Consider the following 22,277-nt stretch of genomic DNA (forward strand, 5'->3'; position numbering starts at 1 on the left):
TCGATGCTTCTGGTGTTGCGCGGGTGCGCGCCGCGACTACTTGATCAGGTAGATCGTGGCGAACAGGCCGATCCAGACCACATCGACGAAGTGCCAGTAGTAGGACACGACGATGGCGGCGGTCGCCTGCTCGTGGGTGAACCTCCGGGCCGCGTAGGTGCGGCCGAGGACCAGCAGGAAGGCGATCAGGCCGCCCGTCACGTGCAGTCCGTGGAAGCCGGTGGTCAGGTAGAACGCCGAGCCGTACGGGTCCGACGAGAGCGAGATGCCCTCGTGCTTGACCAGCTCGGTGTACTCGAACACCTGACCGCCGATGAAGATCGCACCCATCACGAAGGTGACGATGAACCACATCCGGAGCTTCTTCACGTCACCGCGCTCGGCCGCGAACACGCCGAGCTGGCAGGTGAGGGAGGAGAGCACCAGGATCGTGGTGTTCGTCGCGGAGAACGGAATGTTCAGCGCGTCGGCCTTCTCGGACCAGAAGTCCGGGCCGGTCACCGATCGCAGGGTGAAGTACATCGCGAAGAGGGCCGCGAAGAACATCAGCTCGGAACTCAACCAGATGATGGTTCCGACGCTGGTGAGGTTCGGCCGGTTGACCGACGGGTGCGCGTGCCCGGTTTCTACTGTCGTTGCTGTCGCCACGACCGACATTATGTCGGTCGCTTATCCCGCCCTCACCCCGGGGGGTGCCGTTCGGAGTGTTCCCCCTGTCTGGACTGCCCGTATGGCCCATCGAACGGGCCGTCGAAGCCGTGTCCGAACCAGTGCTGACGGGGCGTTCGAGGGAGTAGCATCCGGCCCAACGGGCTACGACAGCCTTCCGGTCTTCACCGCGTATCGGAGGAAGCATGCAGGCGACCGCCACGGTGCTGGTCTACAGCGACGACTCCAACACCCGCGAACAGGTGCGGCTCGCGACCGGCCGCCGGCCGGCTCCGGACGTGCCGGTGGTCGAGTTCGTGGAGTGCGCCACCCCGGCCGCGGTGCTCAAGGAGCTGGACCGGGGCGGGATCGACGTCTGCGTCCTGGACGGCGAGGCCGTGCCCATGGGGGGCATGGGCCTGTGCCGCCAGATCAAGGACGAGGTCTTCCAGTCCCCGCCGGTGCTGCTGCTCATCGCGCGGCCGCAGGACGCGTGGCTGGCGACCTGGAGCCGGGCGGAGGCGGCTGTGACGCTGCCGGTGGAGCCGGTGGAGTTCGCGTCGGCGCTGGCCGCTTTGCTGCGGGAGAAGAGGCTGCAGGGGGTTTAGGGGCGCCTTCCGGCTCGGGGGTGCGGGTCGCTTCGCGGGTGCGGCACCGTCGTGGCTTGTCGCACCCCTTTCGGGGCGCTACACCGCCGTCGGCCGCAGCCTTGCCGTCTCCTGGTTGTTCGACGCGCCCGTGCCGCCGGTCAGCGCGCTGCCCGTGCGCCACTTCGCCCAGTCCAGGTTCCAGTCGCCGAAGCCGTTGCCGAAGGGTTCCATCGTCTCGCCGCCGGAGTTGACGACCTCGACGAGGTCGCCCTCCTGGACGGCGTCGAAGAACCACTCGGCGTTGTCGGTGCTCATACCGACGCAGCCGTGGCTGACGTTGGCGACGCCCTGGGAGCCGACGGACCAGGGGGCGGCGTGCACGTACTCGCCGCTCCAGGTCACGCGGGTGGCCCAGTACACCGGCAGGTCGTACGACTCCGAGGAGCCCTCGGCGATGCCGACGGTGCTGCTGCGCATGCGTACGAAGGGTTCCTTGCCGAGGACGACCTTGACCCCGTTGCGGGTCTCGAAGCCGGGCTTGCCGGAGGTGACCGGGACCTGCCGGACCTCTTCGCCGTCCTTGTAGAGCGTCAGCGTGTGCGCGGCGGCGTCGGTGACGGCCACGACGCGGTCTTCCGTGGTGATCTTCAGGGGTTTGGCCTTGCCGCCCCACATCCGGTCGCCGATCTTGATGCCGTCGAGGGTGCTGCGGACCTGGATCGTGGCGTGGGCGGGCCAGTACTCCTCGGGCCGGTAGTGGAGCTTCTTGTCGTCCACCCAGTACCAGGCGCCCTTCGCCGCGGGCGTGGACTCGACCTTCAGGGCGCGTTCCACTATGGCCCGCTGGGCCGGGTCCTGGACCGGCTGGCTCAGTTCCGCCGTGACGGGCTGGCCGACGCCGTACGCGCCCGCCTTGGGCCCGAACACGACGTCCAGGGTCTTCTTGGCGCTGGGCCTGCCCGTCGCGAAGGTGAGCACCTTGCGGCCGGGCGCTCCGTCGCCGTCCTCGGTGCTGACGCGCACCGTGTAACTGGCGTCGGCCGCCAGCGGTGAGGTGCTGTGCCAGCGGGCGCCGTCGGCGGACAGTTCGCCCGCGACGTAGCGGCCGGTCGCGTCCACGGCCGTGACGTCCGTGATGCGGCCGTCCGCGCCCTCGGCGACCACCTCCAGGGGTTTGTCCGGGTCGGCCTTCTTCCCGGCGTCCGTGGGGCCGTTGAAGGAGATCTGGCCGGCCGCGTCGTAGGGCGCGGCGGACAGCGGGTTGTCGTCGTCGCCGAGGCAGGCGGTGACGCTCGCGCCGAGGGCGATCACCAGCAGGGTGCAGCCGACGACCGTACGCCCCCGCGCCTGGAAGTGAACCGTGTTGCTCATGACCTCACGCTAGGGAGAGACGTCAACGGCGGCACGGTGGGTAAGCCGGAAGAGTGAGGGGCGTACGGCACACGAAGGGGCCCGGACGCTCCTGGCGGAGTGTCCGGGCCCCTTGGCGCTCGGCGCGTGCTACTGGGTGCGGTTCTCACCGCGGTAGTACTCGAAGACCCAGCCGAACAGGCCGACCAGGAGGACGGGTGCCGAGAAGTACATGATCCACCAGCCGACGGCGATGCCCAGGAAGGCGAGCGCGCCGCCGAGGCCGAGCGCCAGCGGCTGCCAGCTGTGCGGGCTGAAGAACCCGACCTCGCCGGCCTCGTCCGCGACGTCCGCCTCGGTGTTGTCCTGCGCGCCCGCGTCGACCCGCCGCGCCGTGAAGGCGAGGTAGAAGCCGATCATGATGGCCAGGCCGAAGGCCAGGAAGAGGGCCGTGGTGCCGGCCGGCTCCTTGGACCAGTAGCCGTAGACGATCGCCACGGCGAGGATGAAGACGCTCAACCAGATGAACATCTTGCCCTGGATCTTCACTTCCCGGCCTCCTTGCCGCCGGCGAGGGCCTTCTCACCGTGGCCGACGTTCTCCAGCTGGTCGATCGCGGAGATCTCGGGGTGGTGCAGGTCGAAGGCAGGGGATTCACTGCGGATGCGCGGCAGCGTGAGGAAGTTGTGCCGCGGCGGCGGGCAGGACGTCGCCCACTCCAGCGAACGGCCGTAGCCCCACGGGTCGTCCACCTCGACCTTCTTGCCGTACTTGGCCGTCTTCCAGATGTTGTAGAAGAACGGCAGTATCGACATGCCCAGCAGGAACGAGCTGATCGTCGAGACCGTGTTCAGGGCGGTGAAGCCGTCCGCGGCCAGGTAGTCGGCGTAGCGGCGCGGCATGCCCTCGGCGCCCAGCCAGTGCTGGACCAGGAAGGTGCCGTGGAAGCCGATGAACAGCGTCCAGAAGGTGATCTTGCCGAGGCGCTCGTCCAGCAGCTTGCCGGTGAACTTGGGCCACCAGAAGTGGAAGCCGGCGAACATCGCGAACACCACGGTGCCGAACACCACGTAGTGGAAGTGCGCCACCACGAAGTACGAGTCCGAGACGTGGAAGTCCAGCGGCGGCGAGGCCAGGATGACACCGGTCAGACCACCGAAGAGGAAGGTGATCAGGAAGCCGGTGGACCACAGCATCGGTGTCTCGAAGCTGAGTGATCCCTTCCACATGGTGCCGATCCAGTTGAAGAACTTCACACCGGTCGGAACCGCGATCAGGAAGGTCATGAAGGAGAAGAACGGCAGCAGCACACCGCCCGTGACGTACATGTGGTGCGCCCACACCGTCACCGACAGGCCCGCGATCGCGATCGTCGCGCCGATCAGACCCATGTAGCCGAAGATCGGCTTGCGGGAGAAGACCGGGATGATCTCACTGACGATGCCGAAGAACGGCAGCGCGATGATGTACACCTCTGGATGCCCGAAGAACCAGAAGAGGTGTTGCCACAGCAGCGCCCCGCCGTTGGACGAGTCGAAGATGTGGGCACCGAACTTGCGGTCGGCCTCCAGCGCGAACAGGGCCGCGGCCAGCACCGGGAAGGCCAGCAGGACCAGCACACCGGTCAGCAGCACGTTCCAGGTGAAGATCGGCATCCGGAACATGGTCATGCCCGGCGCGCGCATGCAGATGATCGTGGTGATGAAGTTGACCGAGCCGAGGATGGTGCCGAAGCCGGAGAAGGCCAGACCCATGATCCACAGGTCACCGCCGATACCGGGCGAGTGCACCGCGTCGGACAGCGGCGAGTAGGCGAACCAGCCGAAGTCGGCCGCGCCCTGCGGGGTCAGGAACCCGCCCACCGCGATCGTCGAGCCGAACAGGTACAGCCAGTAGGCGAACATGTTCAGCCGGGGGAAGGCCACGTCCGGAGCGCCGATCTGGAGCGGCATGATCCAGTTCGCGAAGCCGGAGAACAGCGGCGTCGCGAACATCAGCAGCATGATCGTGCCGTGCATCGTGAACGCCTGGTTGAACTGCTCGTTCGACACGATCTGCAGACCGGGTCGGGCCAGCTCGGCGCGCATGATCAGCGCCATCACGCCGCCGATCACGAAGAACGCGAACGACGTCACCAGATACAGCGTGCCGATCGTCTTGTGGTCAGTGGTCGTCAACCACTTGATCACGACGTTGCCGGGCTGCTTGCGCCGTACCGGCAGCTCGTTCTCGTACGAGTCCTCCGCTGCCGAGGCACCCTGGGGTTCGTTGAGGATGCTCACAGGTTGTTCGTCTCCCGGTTCTTCTCGTGGCTCGTCTGCGCGACGCCTGCGGGAACGTAACCGGTCTGCCCCTTCTTCGCGAGGTCCTGGAGGTGCTGCTCATAGCGGTCCGGGGAGACGACCTTGACGTTGAACAGCATCCGGGAGTGGTCCACGCCGCACAGCTCGGCGCACTTGCCCATGAAGGTGCCCTCCTTGTTGGGGGTCACCTCGAAGGCGTTGGTGTGGCCCGGGATGACGTCCTGCTTCATGAGGAACGGCACCACCCAGAAGGAGTGGATGACGTCGCGCGAGGTCAGGACGAAGCGGACCGTCTTGCCCTTGGGGAGCCAGAGGGTCGGGCCCGGGTTGTTGGTCTGCGGGTTCCGCGTGCCGGGGGTGCCGCAGTCGTAGACGCCGCCGGCGTCGGCCGGGAAGTCCTTGATGAACCGGTCCGGAATGGCCGCCAGTTCCTTGGACGTCTTGGCGTCGCCGGTGGAGCCCGGGACGTCCTCGATGTGGTTGAAGCACCAGCTCCACTGGAAGCCGACCACGTTGACCGTGACGTCAGGCTTGTTCTTGAGGCTCATGAGATCGGACTCGTCACGCGCGGTGAAGTAGAACAGCACCGAGACGATGACGAGCGGAACCATGGTGTACAGCGCCTCGATGGGCAGGTTGTACCTGGTCTGCGGAGGGACCTCGACCTTGGTGCGGCTGCGCCGGTGGAAGAAGACACTCCACAGGATCAGGCCCCACACCAGCACGCCGGTGGCCAGCGCGGCAGCCCAGGAGCCCTGCCACAGGGAGAGGATCCGCGGAGCCTCTTCCGTGGTTGGGGTGGGCATGCCGAGGCGGGGGAAGTCCTCGTATGTGCAACCGGTGGCGGTCGCCAGGACCAGGCCCGCGGTCAGTGCCTGCAGCAGCTTCCGCCGCATCGGGCGCCGCGGCGAGCGGTCGGAGCCGTTGGGACTCACGTAGCGCCTTCCCGAGAGTCTCGCCCGCGCTGTTCGGCTGCGGCCTTCTCGCTGGTCGGTCGCCGCCCTGCGTCGGGCAGGGGTTTGATGTTTATGCGGACCAAACCCTAGCCGACGCCCTCCGGGGGGTCGCGGGGAGGGTGGCATACGCGCCGGGGGTCACTCTTTAAGGGTGGGACGGGGGCGCCTACGGGGGTGTGGCCTGGGGTTGTTCGGCGGCTGACGGTGCGTTGTGGTCGTTCGCGCCCGCGCGGCGGAGTCCTCACATGTCACGGCCCCGCGCCCCTGGCGGGGCGCTGAAGCACCCGGCGTTCTAGCGTTGGCCTGTGGCCTACTTCGACGCCGCTTCCGCGGCTCCCCTCCATCCCGTTGCCCGGCAGGCGCTGTTGGCGTCCCTCGACGAGGGGTGGGCCGATCCCGCCCGGCTGTACCGGGAGGGGCGGCGGGCGCGGTTGCTGCTGGACGCCGCTCGGGAGGCGGCGGCCGAGGCCGTGGGATGCCGGGCGGACGAGTTGGTGTTCACCCCTTCGGGGACGCGGGCGGTGCATTCGGGTGTGGCGGGCGCACTGGCCGGGCGCCGGCGCGTCGGACACCACCTGATCGTGTCAACGGTCGAACACTCCTCCGTACTTCACGCGGCCGAGGCGCACGAGGGCGGGGGCGGCAGCCTCACCCAGGTCCCCGTCGACCGGGCGGGCGCGGTGGACCCGGCGGCGTACGCGGCGGCTCTGCGCGAGGACACGGCGCTGGCCTGTCTCCAGTCGGCCAACCACGAGGTGGGCACCGAGCAGCCGGTGACGGAGGTGGCGGAGGTCTGCCGGGCGGCGGGCGTGCCCCTGCTGGTGGACGCGGCCCAGTCGCTGGCCTGGGGGAAGGTGGCGGGCGACTGGTCGCTGCTGGCGGGCAGCGCCCACAAGTGGGGCGGGCCCTCGGGCGTGGGGCTGCTCGTCGTACGCAAGGGGGTGCGGTTCGCGCCGCAAGGGCCCGGGGACGAGCGTGAGTCGGGCCGGGCGCCGGGGTTCGAGAACCTGCCGGCGATCGTGGCCGCGGCGGCGTCGCTGCGGGCGGTGCGGGCCGAGGCGGCGCGGGAGGCGGCCCGGCTGCGGGAGCTGACCGAGCGGATCCGGGCGCGGGTGCCGGCCCTGGTGCCGGACGTGGAGGTGGTCGGCGATCCGACGCGCCGGCTGCCCGGCGTCGTCACCTTCTCGTGTCTCTATGTCGACGGGGAGACTCTGCTGCACGAGCTGGATCGCGCCGGTTTCTCCGTGTCGTCCGGATCGTCCTGCACGAGCGGCACGCTGACGCCGAGCCACGTCCTGCGGGCGATGGGCGTGCTCAGCGAGGGCAACGTCCGGGTGTCCCTGCCGCCGGGGACACCCGCCGAGGACGTCGAGCGGTTCCTGGAGGTGCTGCCGGGCACGGTGGCCGCGGTGCGGGAGAAGCTGGGGGCGCCGACCGCGACGGAGACCGTCCGCGCGGCCGGTCCCGACCTCGTGGTGGACGCGCTGGGCCGGCGCTGCCCCGTTCCGGTGATCGAACTGGCCAAGGTCATCGGCGACGTCCCCGTCGGCGGCACGGTCCGCGTCCTGTCCGACGACGAGGCCGCCCGCCTGGACATCCCGGCGTGGTGCGAGATGCGGGGGCAGGAGTACGCGGGCGAGGAACCGGCGGAAGAAGGAACGGCGTACTTGGTCCGCCGGACGAGGTAATGCCGATAAGGGGCGCGGGGAACTGCGCGACGAGCCCCCCAAGCACCCGCACCCGACAACGCGCATCAAGAGGCTCCCCCGTAGTCGCAACGGCGCGTCACCCCAGGTGCGCCTGAACCTCCCCGGCGGCCTCGTCCCCGTACGCCTTCGTGAACCGCTCCATGAAGTGCCCGCGCCGCAGCTGGTACTCCTGCGTCCCCACCGTCTCGATGACGAGCGTCGCCAGCATGCAGCCGACCTGCGCCGCCCGCTCGAGCGAGACCCCCCACGCCAGTCCCGACAGGAACCCCGCGCGGAAGGCGTCGCCGACGCCCGTGGGGTCGGCCTTGCGCTCCTCGTCGGGGACGCCGACCTCGATGGTCGGCCCGCCGGCCCGCTCGATGCGCACGCCCCGCGCGCCGAGGGTGGTGACGCGGTGGCCGACGCGGCCGAGGATCTCCTGGTCCGTCCAGCCGGTCTTGGTCTCGATGAGCCCCTTCTCGTACTCGTTGGAGAAGAGGTAGGTCGCCCCGTCCAGCAGTATCCGGATCTCGTCGCCGTTCATCCGGGCGATCTGCTGGGAGAAGTCGGCGGCGAAGGGGATGGAGCGGGTCCGGCACTCCTCGGTGTGCCGGAGCATCGCCTCCGGGTCGTCGGCGCCGATGGAGACCAGGTCGAGGCCGCCCACCCGGTCGGCGACGGTCTTCAGCTCGATGAGGCGGGCCTCGCTCATCGCGCCCGTGTAGAACGAGCCGATCTGGTTGTGGTCGGCGTCGGTGGTGCAGACGAAGCGGGCGGTGTGCAGGGTCTCGGAGATGCGGACCGAGCCGGTGTCGACGCCGTGCCGGTCCAGCCAGGCCCGGTACTCGTCGAAGTCGGCGCCGGCCGCGCCGACCAGGACCGGCCCGGTGCCGAGCTGACCCATGCCGAAGGCGATGTTCGCGGCGACGCCGCCCCGGCGCACGTCCAGCTGGTCGACCAGGAAGGAGAGCGAGACCGTGTGCAACTGGTCCGCGACGAGCTGGTCGGAGAAGCGGCCGGGGAAGGTCATGAGGTGGTCGGTGGCGATGGAGCCGGTGACTGCGATGCGCACGGCGTGGACTCTCTCCTGGAGGGAGGGCGGGTTGACGGTTCACGCTACCCGGCGGCGACGCCAGGCCGAAGCAGGCAAAACTACCCGGTAGTAGAACTTTCTTCGCGGACCGGGACGTGCCTACGGTTCGGATATGACGAACCCGAGGACCGCCGACCCCGCCCCGGCCGACCTGGACGGCGACCTGGCGTCGCTGCTCGGCGACTGCGCCCGGATGACCCCGCGCTGGTCGGCCCCGGCCCACGCCTCCTCCCGCCCGGTGCCCCTCTCGCTCATCCACGGCGTCCGGGTGCCGGGGACCTCGGCGCGTCTGCTGGAGGCGATGTCGGACTACGGCGACTGAGCCCGCCCGGCGGACGGCCCCTCACCTCCTCACCCGTTCGGCCGTTCGGGCGACGGGCTCCGTCGCCGGGAACCGGATGCCGTGCCACCGCGTCCCATCGCTGTCCCCAGCAACAGCCGAAGGAGCGATGCGGTGAACACCGAACGACCCGACAACGACGACGCCACCGCCGCCGACGAGGCCGATACGGGGCGTCCCGCGCGGCGGCGCCCCCCGGCGGTCGCGGTCGCGTCCGTCGCCGCCGCCGTGCTGCTCGTGGGAGCCGGCGGCACCTACCTGGCCACGTCCGCGGCCGGCGACTCGGACGGCGGTACGGCCTCGGGGGCGCCGGGCGACGGCACTCCCCGCCGCTCCCCTCGACGACCACCCGGCGGACTCCGGGGGCGGCGGCAACGGCATCGCGCCCGGCGAGCCCGACCCGTCCGGCGTCACCTACCGCGCCGACGGTCCGCTGCCCGACGGGCCCGGCTCGGCGCCCGTGTACCGGGCCGAGGGCGACGTCACCGAGGCGGAGGTGGCCCGGCTGGCCGGGGCGCTGGGGCTGGAGGGCGTGCCCCGCGTCCAGGGCGGGGCGTGGAAGGTCGGCAACGCCAAGGACGGTTCCGGGCCGCTGCTCACGGTGGACCGGCAGGCACCGGGCACCTGGACCTTCCACCGCTACACGCCCGGGACCGACGACTGCGGGAAGGGCCCCGTCTGCAAGGCCCCCTCGGCGGACGGGAACCCGGTGGGCGAGGCGGCCGCGAAGAAGGCGGCGGCGCCGGTGCTGAAGGCGCTGGGCCAGGACGACGCCAAGCTGGACGCGAGCCAGGTCATGGGCGCCCGGCGGGCCGTGAACGCGGAGCCCGAGGTCGGCGGGCTGCCCACGTACGGCCTGACGACCGGGGTGGTCGTCAGCGCGCTGGGCGAGGTCGTCGGCGGCAGCGGGCAGGTGAAGGCTCCGGTGAAGGGGGACACGTACCCCGTGCTGGACGCGAAGAAGACGCTGGCGCTGCTGAACACGCCGGGCGGCGGATCCGGTCCTGGCGCCGGGGGCATCGGGGGCTGCGCGAGTCCCGTACCGCATCAGGACGGCGCGGACCTGCCCTGCGCGCTGCCGACCGGCGCACCGGAGCAGTCCGGGAAGCGGACCGCGACGGTCGAGGACGCGGTGTTCGGGCTGGCCGCGCATCCGGTGCGGGGGCGGCAGACGCTGGTGCCGTCCTGGCTGTTCGAGGTGCGGGCGCCGGGCGCGCGGGACGCCGTCACGGTCACGTACCCGGCGGTGGAGCCGAAGTACCTGACCACCGCGGCCCCGGCCACGCCCCCCTCCCCGTCCGACGGGCCGGGCTCGAAGCCCGGCGAGCCGCGGGACGTGCGGGTGAGCGGTTACACGGCGGCCGACGGCGAGCTGACGGTGCACTTCACGGGCGGTGTGTGCTCCGACTACGACGCGAAGGCGAAGGAGAGCGGCGGGAAGGTGACCGTCACGGTGACCGAGACCCCGCACCCGGACAAGGTCTGCATCCTGATCGCCAAGGAGTACGAGCGGACGGTGCGGCTCGACCGGCCGCTCGGCGACCGGACGGTCGTGGGCTCGGACGGTGCGGACGTCCCCGCGTACAAGCCGGGCGCCCGGCTGCCTGCTCCCTCCGGGGGCCGGTGAGGCACGGGCAGGTGACGAGAGCACGAGAGGGGCGGCGGCCCGGGACTGTCCCCGGGCCGCCGCCCCTCTCGTACTGGGTGTCGCGCGGCTCAGCTGAAGGAGTCGCCACAGGCGCAGGAGCCGGTCGCGTTCGGGTTGTCGATCGTGAAGCCCTGCTTCTCGATCGTGTCCACGAAGTCGACGGTGGCACCGCCCAGGTACGGGGCGCTCATGCGGTCGGTGGTGACCTTGACGCCGTCGAAGTCCTTCACCACGTCACCGTCGAGCGAGCGCTCGTCGAAGAAGAGCTGGTAACGCAGGCCGGAGCAGCCGCCGGGCTGGACGGCGACGCGCAGCGCCAGGTCGTCGCGGCCTTCCTGGTCGAGCAGGGCCTTGACCTTGGCCGCGGCGGCGTCGGTCAGGATGATGCCGTCGGTGACGGTGGTGGTCTCGTCCGATACGGACATCTACATCTCTCCCGGGTTGTACGGAGACTGCTTGCCGACGGTTTCAACCGACGGGGCCGCGGATTCATTCCAGGACGGACCCGTGTCTTGCCCCTCGGCCTTCCTCTTCATGCTCGCACACGCCCCCGAGGGCGGACAGCGCCTCCGGCACCGGGATTCACGTCACACCGACACTATGCGCATCGTCAAAGTGACGTGAACCGGCTATGATATATAGCGTCAGTTCGACGAAAAGGGTCGACGAAAACTCAGAAAGGGTGCGTGTCGTGACCACCGCCCAAACCCAGGAGCTCGACGTTCAGCCGACGCCCCTCGCCCTGCTGCTGCTCGGCCGGGAGGCCGACCCGAGGAGCGAGCGCGGTGTGGAGTGCCCCGGCGACCTGCCCTCGCCCTCCGACCCGGACCTGGTCGCACGCGCCCGCGCGGCCAAGGAGAAGCTCGGTGACAAGGTCTTCGTGCTCGGTCACCACTACCAGCGCGACGAGGTCATCCAGTTCGCCGACGTCACGGGCGACTCCTTCAAGCTGGCCCGGGACGCCGCCGCCCGCCCGGAGGCCGAGTACATCGTCTTCTGCGGTGTGCACTTCATGGCGGAGTCGGCCGACATCCTCACCTCCGGCGACCAGAAGGTGGTCCTGCCCGACCTGGCCGCCGGCTGCTCCATGGCGGACATGGCCACCGCCGAGCAGGTCGCCGAGTGCTGGGACGTGCTGACCGAGGCGGGTGTGGCCGAACAGGTCGTGCCCGTCTCGTACATGAACTCGTCCGCCGACATCAAGGCGTTCACCGGCCGGCACGGCGGCACCATCTGCACCTCCTCCAACGCCGAGCGCGCCCTGAACTGGGCGTTCGAGCAGGGCGAGAAGGTGCTCTTCCTGCCCGACCAGCACCTCGGCCGCAACACCGCGGTGCGGGACCTCGGCATGTCCCTGGACGACTGCGTCGTCTACAACCCGCACCGGCCGAACGGCGGGCTGACGGCCGAGGAGCTGCGCGCCGCGAAGATGATCCTGTGGCGGGGGCACTGCTCGGTGCACGGCCGCTTCAGCCTCGACTCGGTGAACGACGTGCGCGAGCGCATTCCCGGCGTGAACGTCCTGGTGCACCCGGAGTGCAAGCACGAGGTCGTCGCGGCGGCGGACCACGTCGGCTCGACCGAGTACATCATCAAGGCCCTGGAGGCGGCCCCGGCCGGTTCCAAGTGGGCCATCGGGACCGAGCTGAACCTGGTCCGCCGGCTGGCGAACCGTTTCGCCGCCGAGGACAAGGAGATCGTCTTCCTCGACAAGACGGTCTGCTTCTGCTCGACCATGAACCGCATCGACCTCCCGCACCTGGTCTGGACGCTGGAGTCCCTCGCCGAGGGCACCCTCGTCAACCGCATCGAGGTCGACGAGGAGACGGAGAAGTTCGCCAAGCTGGCGCTGGAGCGGATGCTGGCGCTGCCGTAGCGGTGCGCGGGGCCCCGTCTCAGCGGTACGCGGGGCCCCGCCTCGCATCGCGTGCACGAAGACCAGGCCCCGGGCGCACGCCTCCCGCTGCTCCGTTGGCCTGCGGGGACGCCTGTGCGACGGTGGGCTCCGGGGGGGGAGAGACGGGGGGGCGGCATGGCAGGTCGGGGACAGGTGCCCGGTGGGGGCGACGGTTCGTTCGGCCGCGGGGCGGGGCAGGGCTGCGGCTTCTGCATGGGCGTCCTGCTCGCCCTGGTGATCCTCGCGGCCGTCGTGCTGTTCGGCGGCATCGCCGCGCTGTCCGGGCGGTGACGCCCGTGCCCGAGGCGCGGGACGGGACGAGGCACGGCACGACGCAGGGGCGCCCCCCGTGGTGAGTCCACGGGGGGGCGCCCCTGGGTCGTGCCCGCGGGAGTCAGACCTGGGCCGGCTCCGGGTCCTCGGAGGGCTGCGGCTGCTCGGGCAGGCCCTTCTTCCCGGCCCGCTTCTGCGCCCGCCGCTCCTTGCGCAGCTCCAGCATCGCGTAGAGCGTCGGAACCAGCAGCAGGGTCAGCAGGGTCGACGTGATCAGACCGCCGATCACCACCACCGCGAGCGGCTGGGCGATGAAGCCGCCCTCGCCGGTGACGCCGAGCGCCATCGGGAGCAGGGCGAAGATCGTCGCCAGGGCCGTCATGAGGATGGGGCGCAGACGGTGGCGGCCACCCTCGACGACCGCCTCGACGACGCCGTACCCCTGCTTGCGGTACTGGTTGATCAGGTCGATCAGCACGATGGCGTTGGTGACCACGATGCCGATCAGCATCAGCATGCCGATCATCGCCGGGACGCCCATCGGGGTGCCGGTGGCGATCAGCAGGCCGATCGCGCCGGTCGCCGCGAACGGGATCGACACCAGCAGGATCAGCGGCTGGGCCAGCGACCGGAAGGTGCCGACCAGCAGCATGAACACGATGGCGATGGCCGCGAGCATGGCGAGGCCGAGGTTGACGAACGCCTCGTCCTGGTCGGCGGTGACGCCGCCGATGTCGGCGGTGGCGCCGGTCGGCAGGTCGAGGGCGTCGATCTTCGACTGGAGGTCGGTGCCCACCGCGCCGGTGTTGTCGCCGGTCGGCTTGGCGGTGATGGTCGCCGCCCGCTGACCGTCGATGCGGGTCATCGAGACCGGGCCGTCCACCAACCGCACGGTGGCGATGTCACCGAGCTTGACCGGGCCGAGGTTCAGCGCCTTCAGTTCGGCCATCGTCCGGGCGGGCTGGGCCGACTTGATGACGACGTCGCGCTCGGTGTCGTCCAGGACCGCCTTGGCGGCCGGGGTGCCGCGCACGGCCTGGCCCACGGCCGCGCCGAGGGTCTGGTCGTCGAAACCGGCCGCGGCGGCCTTGGCGTTGGCCTTGACCGAGATGCGCGGCACGCTCTGCGCCAGGTCGCTGGTGACGTCGGTGACGTCGTCGAGCCCGGCGACCGTCTTGCGGACCTGCTCGGCCGCGTCGCGGAGCACCTGCGCGTCGCCCGCCTTGACGACGACGCTCAGGTCCTGGCTGCCGAAGCCGTCACCGGCGGCGACCGTGGTGGTGCCGATGCCGTCGCCGAGCTTCGCCAGCCCGTCCTCGATGTGGTCCTGGACGTCCTCGGCGGACGCGGAGTCCTCCAGCATGAGCTGGTACGAGGCCTGGTTGGTGTCCGTGCCGCCGCCGAAGGCGGCCATGAAACCGGACGAGCCGATGGTGACCTGGTAGTCCTTGACGCCCTCGGTGTCGCCGAGCAGCTTCTCGACCTTCGCGGCCTGCTCGTCGGTGGCACCGAGGCTGGTGCCGGGCTTCAGCTCCTGCTTGATGCTGAGGACCTTCTGGTCACCCTGGTCGAAGAAGTTGGTCTTCAGCAGCGGCGCCATGCCGAAGGTGCCGATGAGCACGACGACGGCGATGGCCACGCTGGTCAGCCGGCGGCGGGTGGCGAAGCGCAGGACGGGGACGTAGAAGCGCTGGAGGCGGCTCTTCGCCTCCTTCTCCTCGGCCAGCCGGCGGGCCTCGGCCGCGTCCTCGGGGGTGCCCTTCGGGGGCCGCAGGAACCAGTACGACAGGACCGGGACGACCGTCAGCGACACCAGCAGGGACGCGAGGAGCGCGGCGGTGACGGTGAGGCTGAAGGAGCCGAACAGCTCGCCGACCATGCCGCCAACCAGGCCGATCGGCAGGAACACGGCGACCGTGGTGAGCGTCGAGGAGGTGACCGCCCCGGCGACCTCGCGGACGGCCTTGAGGATGGCCTCCTGGCGCTCCTCGCCGTAGCCGAGGTGCCGCTTGATGTTCTCCAGGACCACGATCGAGTCGTCGACGACGCGGCCGATGGCGATGGTCAGCGCGCCCAGCGTCAGCATGTTGAGCGACAGGTCGCGCGTCCACAGGACGATCAGCGCCAGCACCACGGACAGCGGGATGGAGACCGCGGTGACCAGGGTGGAGCGGATCGACGCCAGGAAGACCAGGATGACCAGGACGGCGAAGAGCAGACCGAGCCCGCCCTCCGTGGTCAGGCCCGAGATGGCCTTGGAGACCGCGGGGCCCTGGTCGCTGACGACGGTGAGGGTCGCGCCGGAGCCGAGCTGCTCGCGCAGGGCGGGGAGCTTGTCCTCGACGGCGTCGGAGATGGCGACCGCGCTGCCGTCGTGGTCCATCGTCACGGCGACGGCGAGGGACGGCTTGCCGTTGGTCCGGGTGAGGGAGTCGGCCTTGGCCTCCTCCTCCTTGACGGTGGCGACGTCGCCGAGGCGGACCGGCTTGTCGACGCCCTCGCCGGTGACCATGAGGTCCTGGATCTGCTGGACCGAGGTGAAGCCGCCGCCGACCTGGACGGTGCGGTTGGCGCCCGCCTCGTCGAAGGATCCGGCCGGGACGGTCGCGCCACCGGCCTGCAGCGACTGGGCGAGCGCCTGCGGGCCCACTCCGGCCGCGGCCAGCTTCGCCTGGTCCGGCGTGACGGTGACCTGGACGTCGCGGACGCCGTCGACCACGACCTGGGCGACGCCGTCGATGTCCTTCAGCTCGGAGACGACCGTCTTGTCGAGCTGGTCGGCCAGCGCCTGCTGGTCCTTGTCCGAGGTGACGGCGAGGACGACGGTCGGGATGTCGTCCGTCGAGCCGGAGATGACCTGCGGGTCCACGTCGTCCGGGAGCTGGGCGCGGGCCCGGTTCACGGCCTGCTGGACGTCCGCGACGAGCTGCTGGGTGTTCGGGCCGTAGTCGAAGGACGCCATGATGACGGCGTTGCCCTCACTGGCCGTGGAGGTGACGCCCGAGATCCCGTCGACGGCCTCGAGGGTGTCCTCGATCGGCTCGACGACCTGCTTCTCGACCACGTCCGGCGAGGCGCCCTGGTACGGGGCGAGCACCGACACCATGGGCAGTTCGATGGTGGGCAGCAGCTGCTGCTTGAGCTGGGGGATGGCGATCGCGCCGAAGACGAGCGCGACGATCGACATCAGGCCTATCAGGGCCCGTTGCGCGAGGCTGAATCTCGACAGCCAGGACATGGATCAGGGTCTCTCTTCTGTGGCCGAGCGGGGGACGGGGCACATGGCAGCGCCGGACGCGGGCACACGGAAGAGCACCCACCCCAACACCCTGGGCCATGGGCGGCCCCCGTTCCCTAGGCCCCAGGTCCATTTCCTTATACGGCGCCTACTCCCGCCGCAGTACACGGGGGTGGAGGTCACTCCACCCTTGGACGTACCAGCCCGGACTCGTAGGCGATGACGACCAGCTGGGCGCGGTCGCGGGCGCCCAGCTTGGCCATGGCCCGGTTGACATGTGTCTTCACGGTGAGCGGGCTGACCTCCAGCCGCTCGGCGATCTCGTCGTTGGAGTGTCCGCCGGCGACCTGGACCAGCACCTCCCGTTCGCGCACGGTCAGCGACTCCAGCCGCTCGGCGCGGGCCGGATCGCGGTCCCCGTCGTCCGTGCCCTGGGCGAGGAAGCGGGCGATCAGGCCCTTGGTGGCGGTCGGGGACAGCAGCGCCTCGCCGCCGGCCGCGACACGGATCGCGTTGAGCAGCTCCTCGGGCTCCGAGCCCTTGCCGAGGAAGCCGGAGGCGCCGGCGCGCAGCGACTGCACCACGTAGTCGTCGACCTCGAAGGTGGTCAGTATGACCACGCGGACCTGGGCGAGGGACGGGTCGGCGCTGATCATGCGGGTGGCGGCGAGGCCGTCGGTGCCGGGCATCCGGATGTCCATCAGCACCACGTCGGCCCGCCGTTCGGCGGCCAGCCGGGCCGCCTCCGCGCCGTCGGACGCCTCCCCCACCACCTCCATGTCGGGCTCGGAGTCGACCAGCACCTTGAAGGCGCTGCGCAGCAACGCCTGGTCGTCGGCGAGCAGGACACGGATGGTCATACGGGGTCCTCCACGGCATCGGTGCGGTTTCTGACCGGAAGGATCGCATGGACCCGGAAACCGCCTCCGTAGCGGGGACCGGTGGTGAGGGTGCCGCGCACGGCGGTGACGCGCTCGCGCATGCCGAGGAGGCCGTGGCCGCCGCCCTCGGCGGGTGCGTCGGCCGCCTCTCCGGTGCCGTCGTCCAGCACGGTCACCTCGATGTGCGGTCCCACCCGTACGACGCTGACCTCGGCCTTCGCCCGCTCCCCCGCGTGCTTGCGCACATTGGTCAGGGCCTCCTGGATGATGCGGTACGCGGCGAGGTCGACGGCGGCGGGCAGTTCGGTGCCCTGGTCGGCGCGGGCCACCTCGACGCGCAGCCCGGCGTGGTGGAAGGTGCCGACGAGTTCGTCGAGGCGGGCGAGGCCGGGGGCGGGCTCGGTGGGCGCCTCCGGGTCGCCGGACTGGCGCAGCAGACCGACCGTGGCCCGCAGTTCGTCCAGTGCGGAGCGGCTGGCCGCGCGTACGTGGGCGAGGGCCTCCTTGGCCTGGTCGGGCCGCCGGTCCATGACGTGCGAGGCGACCCCGGCCTGGACGTTGACCAGCGCGATGTGGTGGGCGACCACGTCGTGCAGGTCGCGGGCGATGCGCAGGCGTTCCTCGGCGACCCGGCGGCGTGCCTCCTCCTCACGGGTGCGTTCGGCCTTCTCGGCCCGGTCCCGGATGGCCTGCACGAAGGCCCGGCGGCTGCGGACCGCGTCCCCGGCGGTGGCGCCGATGCCGGTCCAGGCGAAGACCGCGAGGTTCTCCTGCGCGTACCAGGGCAGCGGGCCGGCCAGCATGGCGGCGCCGGTGAGCACGGTCATGGTGAGCAGGCCGACCCGCCAGGTGGTGGGGCGGTCGGTGGTGGCGGCGACGGTGAAGAGGGCGACGACCGCGGACATCACGACGGGGGCCCGGGGTTCGCCGGTGACGCTCTCGACGACGGAGACGCAGCCGGTGACGGCGAGGACCGCCATCGGCTCCCGGCGGCGGAAGGCGAGCGCGGCGGCGCCGACGGCCATGAGGGCCAGGCTCAACGCGTCGGGGGTGCGCAGGTCCCAGTTGACGCCTTCGGGGCCGTGCGGGTCCACGAAGGAACCGGCGAGCATGCACACCAGGACGGCGGCGGCCAGGGCCGTGTCCAGCGCGGAGGGGTGGGCGCCGAGGGTGCAGCGGGCGCGGGCGAGGGTGCTCACGGGTTTTTACGGTAGCTGGAGTGGGCGTGTCCTGTGAGTGGGCCCGCATGAGGTGGGCGTCGGCTGGGGGCTGCGCCCCCAGACCCCCGCTTCGGCCTGGACGGCCTCGTCCTCAAGCGCCGGACGGGCTGGTTGATGCCACCCGGCGTTCCCGGGCGCCGGACGGACAAGATGGAACCGCCCGGCGTTCTCAGGCGCCGACGGCGTCTTCAGGTGCCGCCCGGGATGAGGCCGTCGTCGCTCAGGAGCTCCTGGACCTCCTCCAGGGTGGCGTCCGGGGAGGGGAGGATGAGGTCGGACGGCTCCAGGGTGTCGTCCGGGAGGGGCTCGCCCAGTTCACGGACCTTGGCCAGGAGGGCCTGGAGGGTCGCGCGGAAGCCGGGGCCGTCGCCGTTCTCCATCTCGGCGAGGAGTTCGTCGTCCAGCTCGTTCAGCTGGGTGAGCCGGCCGTCGGCCAGCCTCAGCTGTCCCTCCCCCATGATCCGTACGATCATGTCGCCCTCCTAGGCGTGGGCTACTGCTTGTCGAAGCGCGGGGTGTCCTGCGGCTGCTGCTGGGACTGCGACGGGGCCTGGTCCTGACCCTGGCCGCCCTCGATGGCCTGCCGGTCGGAGGTGCTGCCCCCGGCCAGCTCGGCCTTCATGCGCTGCAGTTCCAGCTCTACATCCGTACCACCGGAGAGCCGGTCCAGCTCGGCCTGGATGTCGTCCTTGTGCATGCCGGACTGGTCGTCGAGGGCGCCGGAGGCGAGCAGTTCGTCGATGGCGCCGGCCCGGGCCTGGAGCTGGGCGGTCTTGTCCTCGGCCCGCTGGATGGCCAGGCCGACGTCGCCCATCTCCTCGGAGATGCCGGAGAACGCCTCGCCGATGCGGGTCTGCGCCTGGGCCGCCGTGTAGGTGGCCTTGATGGTCTCCTTCTTCGTGCGGAAGGCGTCCACCTTGGCCTGGAGGCGTTGGGCCGCCAGGGTGAGCTTCTCCTCCTCGCCCTGGAGGGTGGCGTGCTGCGTCTCCAGGTCGGTGACCTGCTGCTGGAGCGCGGCACGCCGGGAGAGCGCCTCGCGGGCCAGGTCCTCGCGGCCCAGCGCCAGCGCCTTGCGGCCCTGGTCCTCCAGCTTGCCCGACTGGGACTGGAGCTGGTTGAGCTGCAGCTCCAGGCGCTTGCGGCTGGTCGCCACGTCGGCGACGCCGCGGCGCACCTTCTGCAGCAGCTCCAGCTGTTTCTGGTACGAGTAATCGAGGGTCTCGCGCGGGTCCTCGGCCCGGTCAAGGGCCTTGTTCGCCTTCGCGCGGAAGATCATCCCCATACGCTTCATGACACCGCTCATGGGCTTCGCGCGCCCCCTTCTGACCGACTCCAGCTCCAGCGACTGCAACAAGACCCACAGTACGGGCCCTGCATCCATTACCGCACTGTTCGGGGACGGATGCGCTCATCCCCAAGGACGACTGCGTACGCTCCCGGTCCGGCGTAGGGAGTAGGTACTCCTCGGGGGTGTCCGGAATGCACCGGTGCCCGAGGCCGTACACAACGTCCCCTCTGTCCTTTTACAGACGACCGGCGTTGCCGGATCGTTCCCCACCGGACTGGGGTCCACACCCCGGGACCCCGTACCCTTGGGTTTTGTGTTCCGTAGCCGTGCCAAGGATGAGAAGGCCCAGAGCGCCGTCAGCGCGCCGGTGACCGACTCCAAGCAGCCCCGTGACCCGCAGGCCCCGAAGGGAAGGCCCACGCCCAAGCGCAGTGCGGCCCAGTCCCAGCGCCGCAGCGTCGCCAGTACGCCGATGACGCGCAAGGACGCCGCCAAGCGTCAGCGCGAGGAGCGGCGGACCGCGATGGCCCGGCAGCGCGAGGCCCTGGCGAAGGGCGACGAGCGGTACCTGCCGGCCCGCGACAAGGGCCCGGTCCGCAAGTTCGCGCGCGACTTCATCGACTCGCGGTTCAACATCGCGGAGTACTTCCTGCCGATGGCCGTGGTCATCCTCGTACTGAGCATGATCCGGGTGGCCTCGCTGCAGAACGTCGCGCTGCTGCTGTGGCTGGTCGTGATCGTGCTGATCGTGCTGGACTCGATCGTCAACGGCTTCCGGCTGAAGAAGCGTCTCGCCGAGCGCTTCCCGGACGAGCGCAGGCGCGGCGCGGTCGCCTACGGGCTGATGCGTTCGCTCCAGATGCGCCGGCTGCGGCTGCCCAAGCCCCAGGTCAAGCGCGGGGAGCGGCCCTGAGCACGACGCCGTTCGCCGGGGGCGCGGCCAAGGCCTGGACGGCGGGGCTGTCCGGGCTGCGCAACGTCGTACGGCAGGAGCTGGTGGCCCGGCAACTGGACGAGCAGATAGCCGGGCGCTTCGCCGTGGGCAGGCGGCTGCGGGTGCTCGACGTCGGGATGGGCCAGGGCACCCAGGCACTGCGGCTGGCCCGGGCCGGGCACCAGGTGACCGGCGTGGAGCGGGACGCCACGATGATCGCCGCGGCGCGCGAGGCGCTGGCCGGGCAGCCGGAGGGCATCCGGGAGCGGATGCGGATCGTCGAGGGGGACGGCCGGGACACCGGCGTGCACTTCCTGCCGGGCAGCTTCGACGTGGTGCTGTGCCACGGCGTGCTGATGTACGTCGAGGAGCCCGATCCGCTGCTCGCCGGGCTGGCCAGGATGCTCGCCCCGGGCGGCCTGCTGTCCCTCGTGGTGCGCAACGGCGACGCGCTCGCGCTGCGCCCCGGCCTGCACGGCGACTGGGCCGGCGCGCTGGCCGCCTTCGACACCGTGAACTACCGCAACCGCCTGGGCCTCGACGTCCGCGCGGACCGGCTGGCGACGCTGACGGCGAAGCTCGCGGGCATCGGGGCGCCGCTGCACACCTGGTACGGCGTGCGGGTGTTCACGGACACGGCGCCCGACGGCGCCCCCGCCCCGGACGACCTCGAGGTCCTGCTGGCGGCCGAGGAGCGGGCCGGCCGGACGGACCCGTACCGCACGGTCGCGGCGCTGCTGCACCTGTGCGGGGTGCGCGGCTAGCTCGTTCCGTCACCGCGTCGGCGCCCGTTCGGGTGTTCACCGGGGGCCGCGGCCGGGGTGCGCCGTGAGACTCGGGGCATGGACACTTCCCGCGCCCGTCTGTCCCGTCCGGTGGCCGTGCTGGCCTGTTCCCTGCTGCTCCTGACCGGCTGCTCCGGCGCCGGTTCCGGCACCGACCGGGGCTCCGGGAGCGCGCGGGAGGGCGACACGGCGCAGGCCGCGGCGCCGCGCGCGGCGAGCGACCTGCAGGCCGACTACGAGCGGGTCATCAAGGACGTGCTGCCGTCGGTGGTGCAGATCCAGGCGGGCGACGCACTGGGGTCGGGGGTCGTCTACGACGACAAGGGGCATGTCGTCACCAACGCCCACGTCGTCGGGGACAGCAAGTCCTTCCGGGTGACGACCGCCCGCGACGAGGGCGCCTCCACGGCGAAGCTCGTCTCCTCCTACCCGGAGCAGGACCTGGCCGTCATCAAGCTGGACAAGGTGCCGGACGGCATGAAGGCGGCCCGCTTCGGGGACTCCGCGAAGGTGGAGGTGGGGCAGATCGTGCTGGCGATGGGCTCGCCGCTCGGCCTGTCCTCCAGCGTGACGCAGGGCATCGTGTCGGCCACCGGCCGGACCGTCACGGAGGGCAGCAGCGGGGGCGGCACGGGCGCGACCATCGCCAACATGGTGCAGACGTCGGCGGCCATCAACCCCGGCAACAGCGGGGGTGCCCTGGTGAACCTCGACGGGCAGGTGATCGGCATCCCGACGCTGGCGGCGACCGACCCGGGCCTCGGCGACAGCGCGGCGCCCGGCATCGGGTTCGCGATCCCGGCGTCGATGGTGACGACGGTGGCCGGGCAGATCATCAGGAACGGCAAGGTCACCGACTCGGGCCGGGCCGCGCTCGGCATCACCGCCCGTACGGTCGTCGACGACGGCTACCGGCCCGCCGGGGCGGCCGTCGTCGACGTGAGCGGCGGCGGGGCCGCCGACGACGCGGGGCTGCGTCCCGGGGACGTCATCGTCGGGCTCGGGGACACGGACATCACCACGATCACCTCGCTCTCCGAGGCGCTGGCGTCGATGCGGCCGGGCGACCGGACGAAGCTGACGTACACCCGCGACGGCGACCGGCACACCGCCGAGGTGACCCTGGGCGAGCAGTGACGGGGGCG

The 22,277-nt window shown here is 71.1% G+C and carries 20 protein-coding genes and 1 pseudogene; 9 read left to right on the top strand and 12 right to left on the bottom strand.

The genetic code is table 11. From position 1 onward, the window contains the following. Positions 1-36 precede the first annotated feature (36 nt). Positions 37-657, bottom strand: a complete 621-nt coding sequence (ctaE, locus tag BJ961_RS27500; protein ID WP_003976664.1) for an aa3-type cytochrome oxidase subunit III — start codon at positions 655-657, stop codon at positions 37-39. 197 nt (positions 658-854) lie between these two features. Here ctaE and BJ961_RS27505 point away from each other — a divergent pair, with 197 nt between their 5' ends. Continuing rightward, entirely contained in the window at positions 855-1,256 is a 402-nt protein-coding gene (locus BJ961_RS27505) for a response regulator (RefSeq protein WP_271415478.1), read from the top strand. 78 nt (positions 1,257-1,334) lie between these two features. On the opposite strand, the gene BJ961_RS27510 is transcribed toward BJ961_RS27505, so the two are convergent. The 4 genes from BJ961_RS27510 to ctaC form a co-directional block, all read right to left on the bottom strand. Then, complete coding sequence (locus BJ961_RS27510; RefSeq protein ID WP_271415479.1) at positions 1,335-2,609, bottom strand: L,D-transpeptidase; 1,275 nt, start codon at positions 2,607-2,609, stop codon at positions 1,335-1,337. A 129-nt stretch (positions 2,610-2,738) separates the two neighbouring features. Continuing rightward, positions 2,739-3,137, bottom strand: a complete 399-nt coding sequence (locus tag BJ961_RS27515) for a cytochrome c oxidase subunit 4 (RefSeq protein WP_271415480.1) — start codon at positions 3,135-3,137, stop codon at positions 2,739-2,741. After that, the gene (gene ctaD / locus BJ961_RS27520) at positions 3,134-4,870 is read right to left on the bottom strand and encodes an aa3-type cytochrome oxidase subunit I (protein ID WP_271415481.1); all 1,737 of its coding nucleotides are present in this window, start codon (positions 4,868-4,870) and stop codon (positions 3,134-3,136) included. The genes BJ961_RS27515 and ctaD overlap by 4 nt, the downstream gene beginning before the upstream one ends. Next, positions 4,867-5,826, bottom strand: a complete 960-nt coding sequence (gene ctaC / locus BJ961_RS27525; protein WP_271415482.1) for an aa3-type cytochrome oxidase subunit II — start codon at positions 5,824-5,826, stop codon at positions 4,867-4,869. Before ctaC ends, ctaD begins: the two co-directional genes overlap by 4 nt. 326 nt (positions 5,827-6,152) lie before the next feature. On the opposite strand from ctaC, the gene BJ961_RS27530 reads away from it, so the two are divergent. Continuing rightward, the gene (locus tag BJ961_RS27530; RefSeq protein WP_271415483.1) at positions 6,153-7,535 is read left to right on the top strand and encodes a cysteine desulfurase/sulfurtransferase TusA family protein; all 1,383 of its coding nucleotides are present in this window, start codon (positions 6,153-6,155) and stop codon (positions 7,533-7,535) included. 97 nt (positions 7,536-7,632) lie between these two features. Here the strand turns inward: BJ961_RS27530 and BJ961_RS27535 are convergent, their stop codons facing one another. Next, positions 7,633-8,607: a carbohydrate kinase family protein gene (locus BJ961_RS27535; protein ID WP_271415484.1), complete on the bottom strand. Its 975-nt coding sequence runs from the start codon at positions 8,605-8,607 to the stop codon at positions 7,633-7,635. 133 nt (positions 8,608-8,740) lie between these two features. Here BJ961_RS27535 and BJ961_RS27540 point away from each other — a divergent pair, with 133 nt between their 5' ends. Beyond that, entirely contained in the window at positions 8,741-8,950 is a 210-nt protein-coding gene (locus BJ961_RS27540) for a hypothetical protein (protein WP_271415485.1), read from the top strand. Between the two features lie 132 nt (positions 8,951-9,082). Next, a pseudogene (locus BJ961_RS27545) lies at positions 9,083-10,595 on the top strand (hypothetical protein). Positions 10,596-10,684: 89 nt separating this feature from the next. Here BJ961_RS27545 and BJ961_RS27550 read toward each other — a convergent pair. Further along, the gene (locus BJ961_RS27550; RefSeq protein WP_271415486.1) at positions 10,685-11,041 is read right to left on the bottom strand and encodes an iron-sulfur cluster assembly accessory protein; all 357 of its coding nucleotides are present in this window, start codon (positions 11,039-11,041) and stop codon (positions 10,685-10,687) included. A 266-nt stretch (positions 11,042-11,307) separates the two neighbouring features. Here BJ961_RS27550 and nadA point away from each other — a divergent pair, with 266 nt between their 5' ends. Together nadA and BJ961_RS27560 are read left to right on the top strand one after the other, a co-directional pair. Continuing rightward, entirely contained in the window at positions 11,308-12,492 is a 1,185-nt protein-coding gene (nadA, locus tag BJ961_RS27555; RefSeq protein ID WP_271415487.1) for a quinolinate synthase NadA, read from the top strand. Positions 12,493-12,648: 156 nt separating this feature from the next. Then, positions 12,649-12,804, top strand: a complete 156-nt coding sequence (locus BJ961_RS27560) for a hypothetical protein (protein ID WP_271415488.1) — start codon at positions 12,649-12,651, stop codon at positions 12,802-12,804. 103 nt (positions 12,805-12,907) lie between these two features. Here BJ961_RS27560 and BJ961_RS27565 read toward each other — a convergent pair whose 3' ends face one another. The 5 genes from BJ961_RS27565 to BJ961_RS27585 form a co-directional block, all read right to left on the bottom strand. After that, a complete protein-coding gene (locus tag BJ961_RS27565) occupies positions 12,908-16,024 on the bottom strand; it encodes an efflux RND transporter permease subunit (RefSeq protein ID WP_271415489.1) in 3,117 nt (1,038 codons plus the stop codon). A 179-nt stretch (positions 16,025-16,203) separates the two neighbouring features. Then, complete coding sequence (locus tag BJ961_RS27570) at positions 16,204-16,884, bottom strand: response regulator (RefSeq protein WP_271415490.1); 681 nt, start codon at positions 16,882-16,884, stop codon at positions 16,204-16,206. After that, complete coding sequence (locus tag BJ961_RS27575) at positions 16,881-18,104, bottom strand: sensor histidine kinase (protein WP_271415491.1); 1,224 nt, start codon at positions 18,102-18,104, stop codon at positions 16,881-16,883. The genes BJ961_RS27570 and BJ961_RS27575 overlap by 4 nt, the downstream gene beginning before the upstream one ends. Before the next feature lie 209 nt (positions 18,105-18,313). Continuing rightward, positions 18,314-18,598, bottom strand: a complete 285-nt coding sequence (gene pspAA, locus BJ961_RS27580; protein ID WP_271415492.1) for a PspA-associated protein PspAA — start codon at positions 18,596-18,598, stop codon at positions 18,314-18,316. Between the two features lie 20 nt (positions 18,599-18,618). Beyond that, a complete protein-coding gene (locus tag BJ961_RS27585; RefSeq protein WP_271415493.1) occupies positions 18,619-19,416 on the bottom strand; it encodes a PspA/IM30 family protein in 798 nt (265 codons plus the stop codon). Positions 19,417-19,687: 271 nt separating this feature from the next. Here BJ961_RS27585 and BJ961_RS27590 point away from each other — a divergent pair, with 271 nt between their 5' ends. The 3 genes from BJ961_RS27590 (at position 19,688) to BJ961_RS27600 (ending at position 22,269) form a co-directional block, all read left to right on the top strand. Beyond that, positions 19,688-20,326: a DUF3043 domain-containing protein gene (locus BJ961_RS27590; RefSeq protein ID WP_271417185.1), complete on the top strand. Its 639-nt coding sequence runs from the start codon at positions 19,688-19,690 to the stop codon at positions 20,324-20,326. 83 nt (positions 20,327-20,409) lie between these two features. After that, the gene (locus BJ961_RS27595) at positions 20,410-21,111 is read left to right on the top strand and encodes a class I SAM-dependent methyltransferase (protein ID WP_271415494.1); all 702 of its coding nucleotides are present in this window, start codon (positions 20,410-20,412) and stop codon (positions 21,109-21,111) included. A gap of 78 nt (positions 21,112-21,189) precedes the next feature. Then, positions 21,190-22,269, top strand: coding sequence for a S1C family serine protease (locus BJ961_RS27600; RefSeq protein WP_271415495.1), 1,080 nt, complete (start codon positions 21,190-21,192; stop codon positions 22,267-22,269). The last annotated feature ends 8 nt before the right edge of the window (positions 22,270-22,277 follow it).

This window comes from Streptomyces lienomycini, from assembly GCF_027947595.1.
GTDB lineage: Bacteria > Actinomycetota > Actinomycetes > Streptomycetales > Streptomycetaceae > Streptomyces > Streptomyces lienomycini.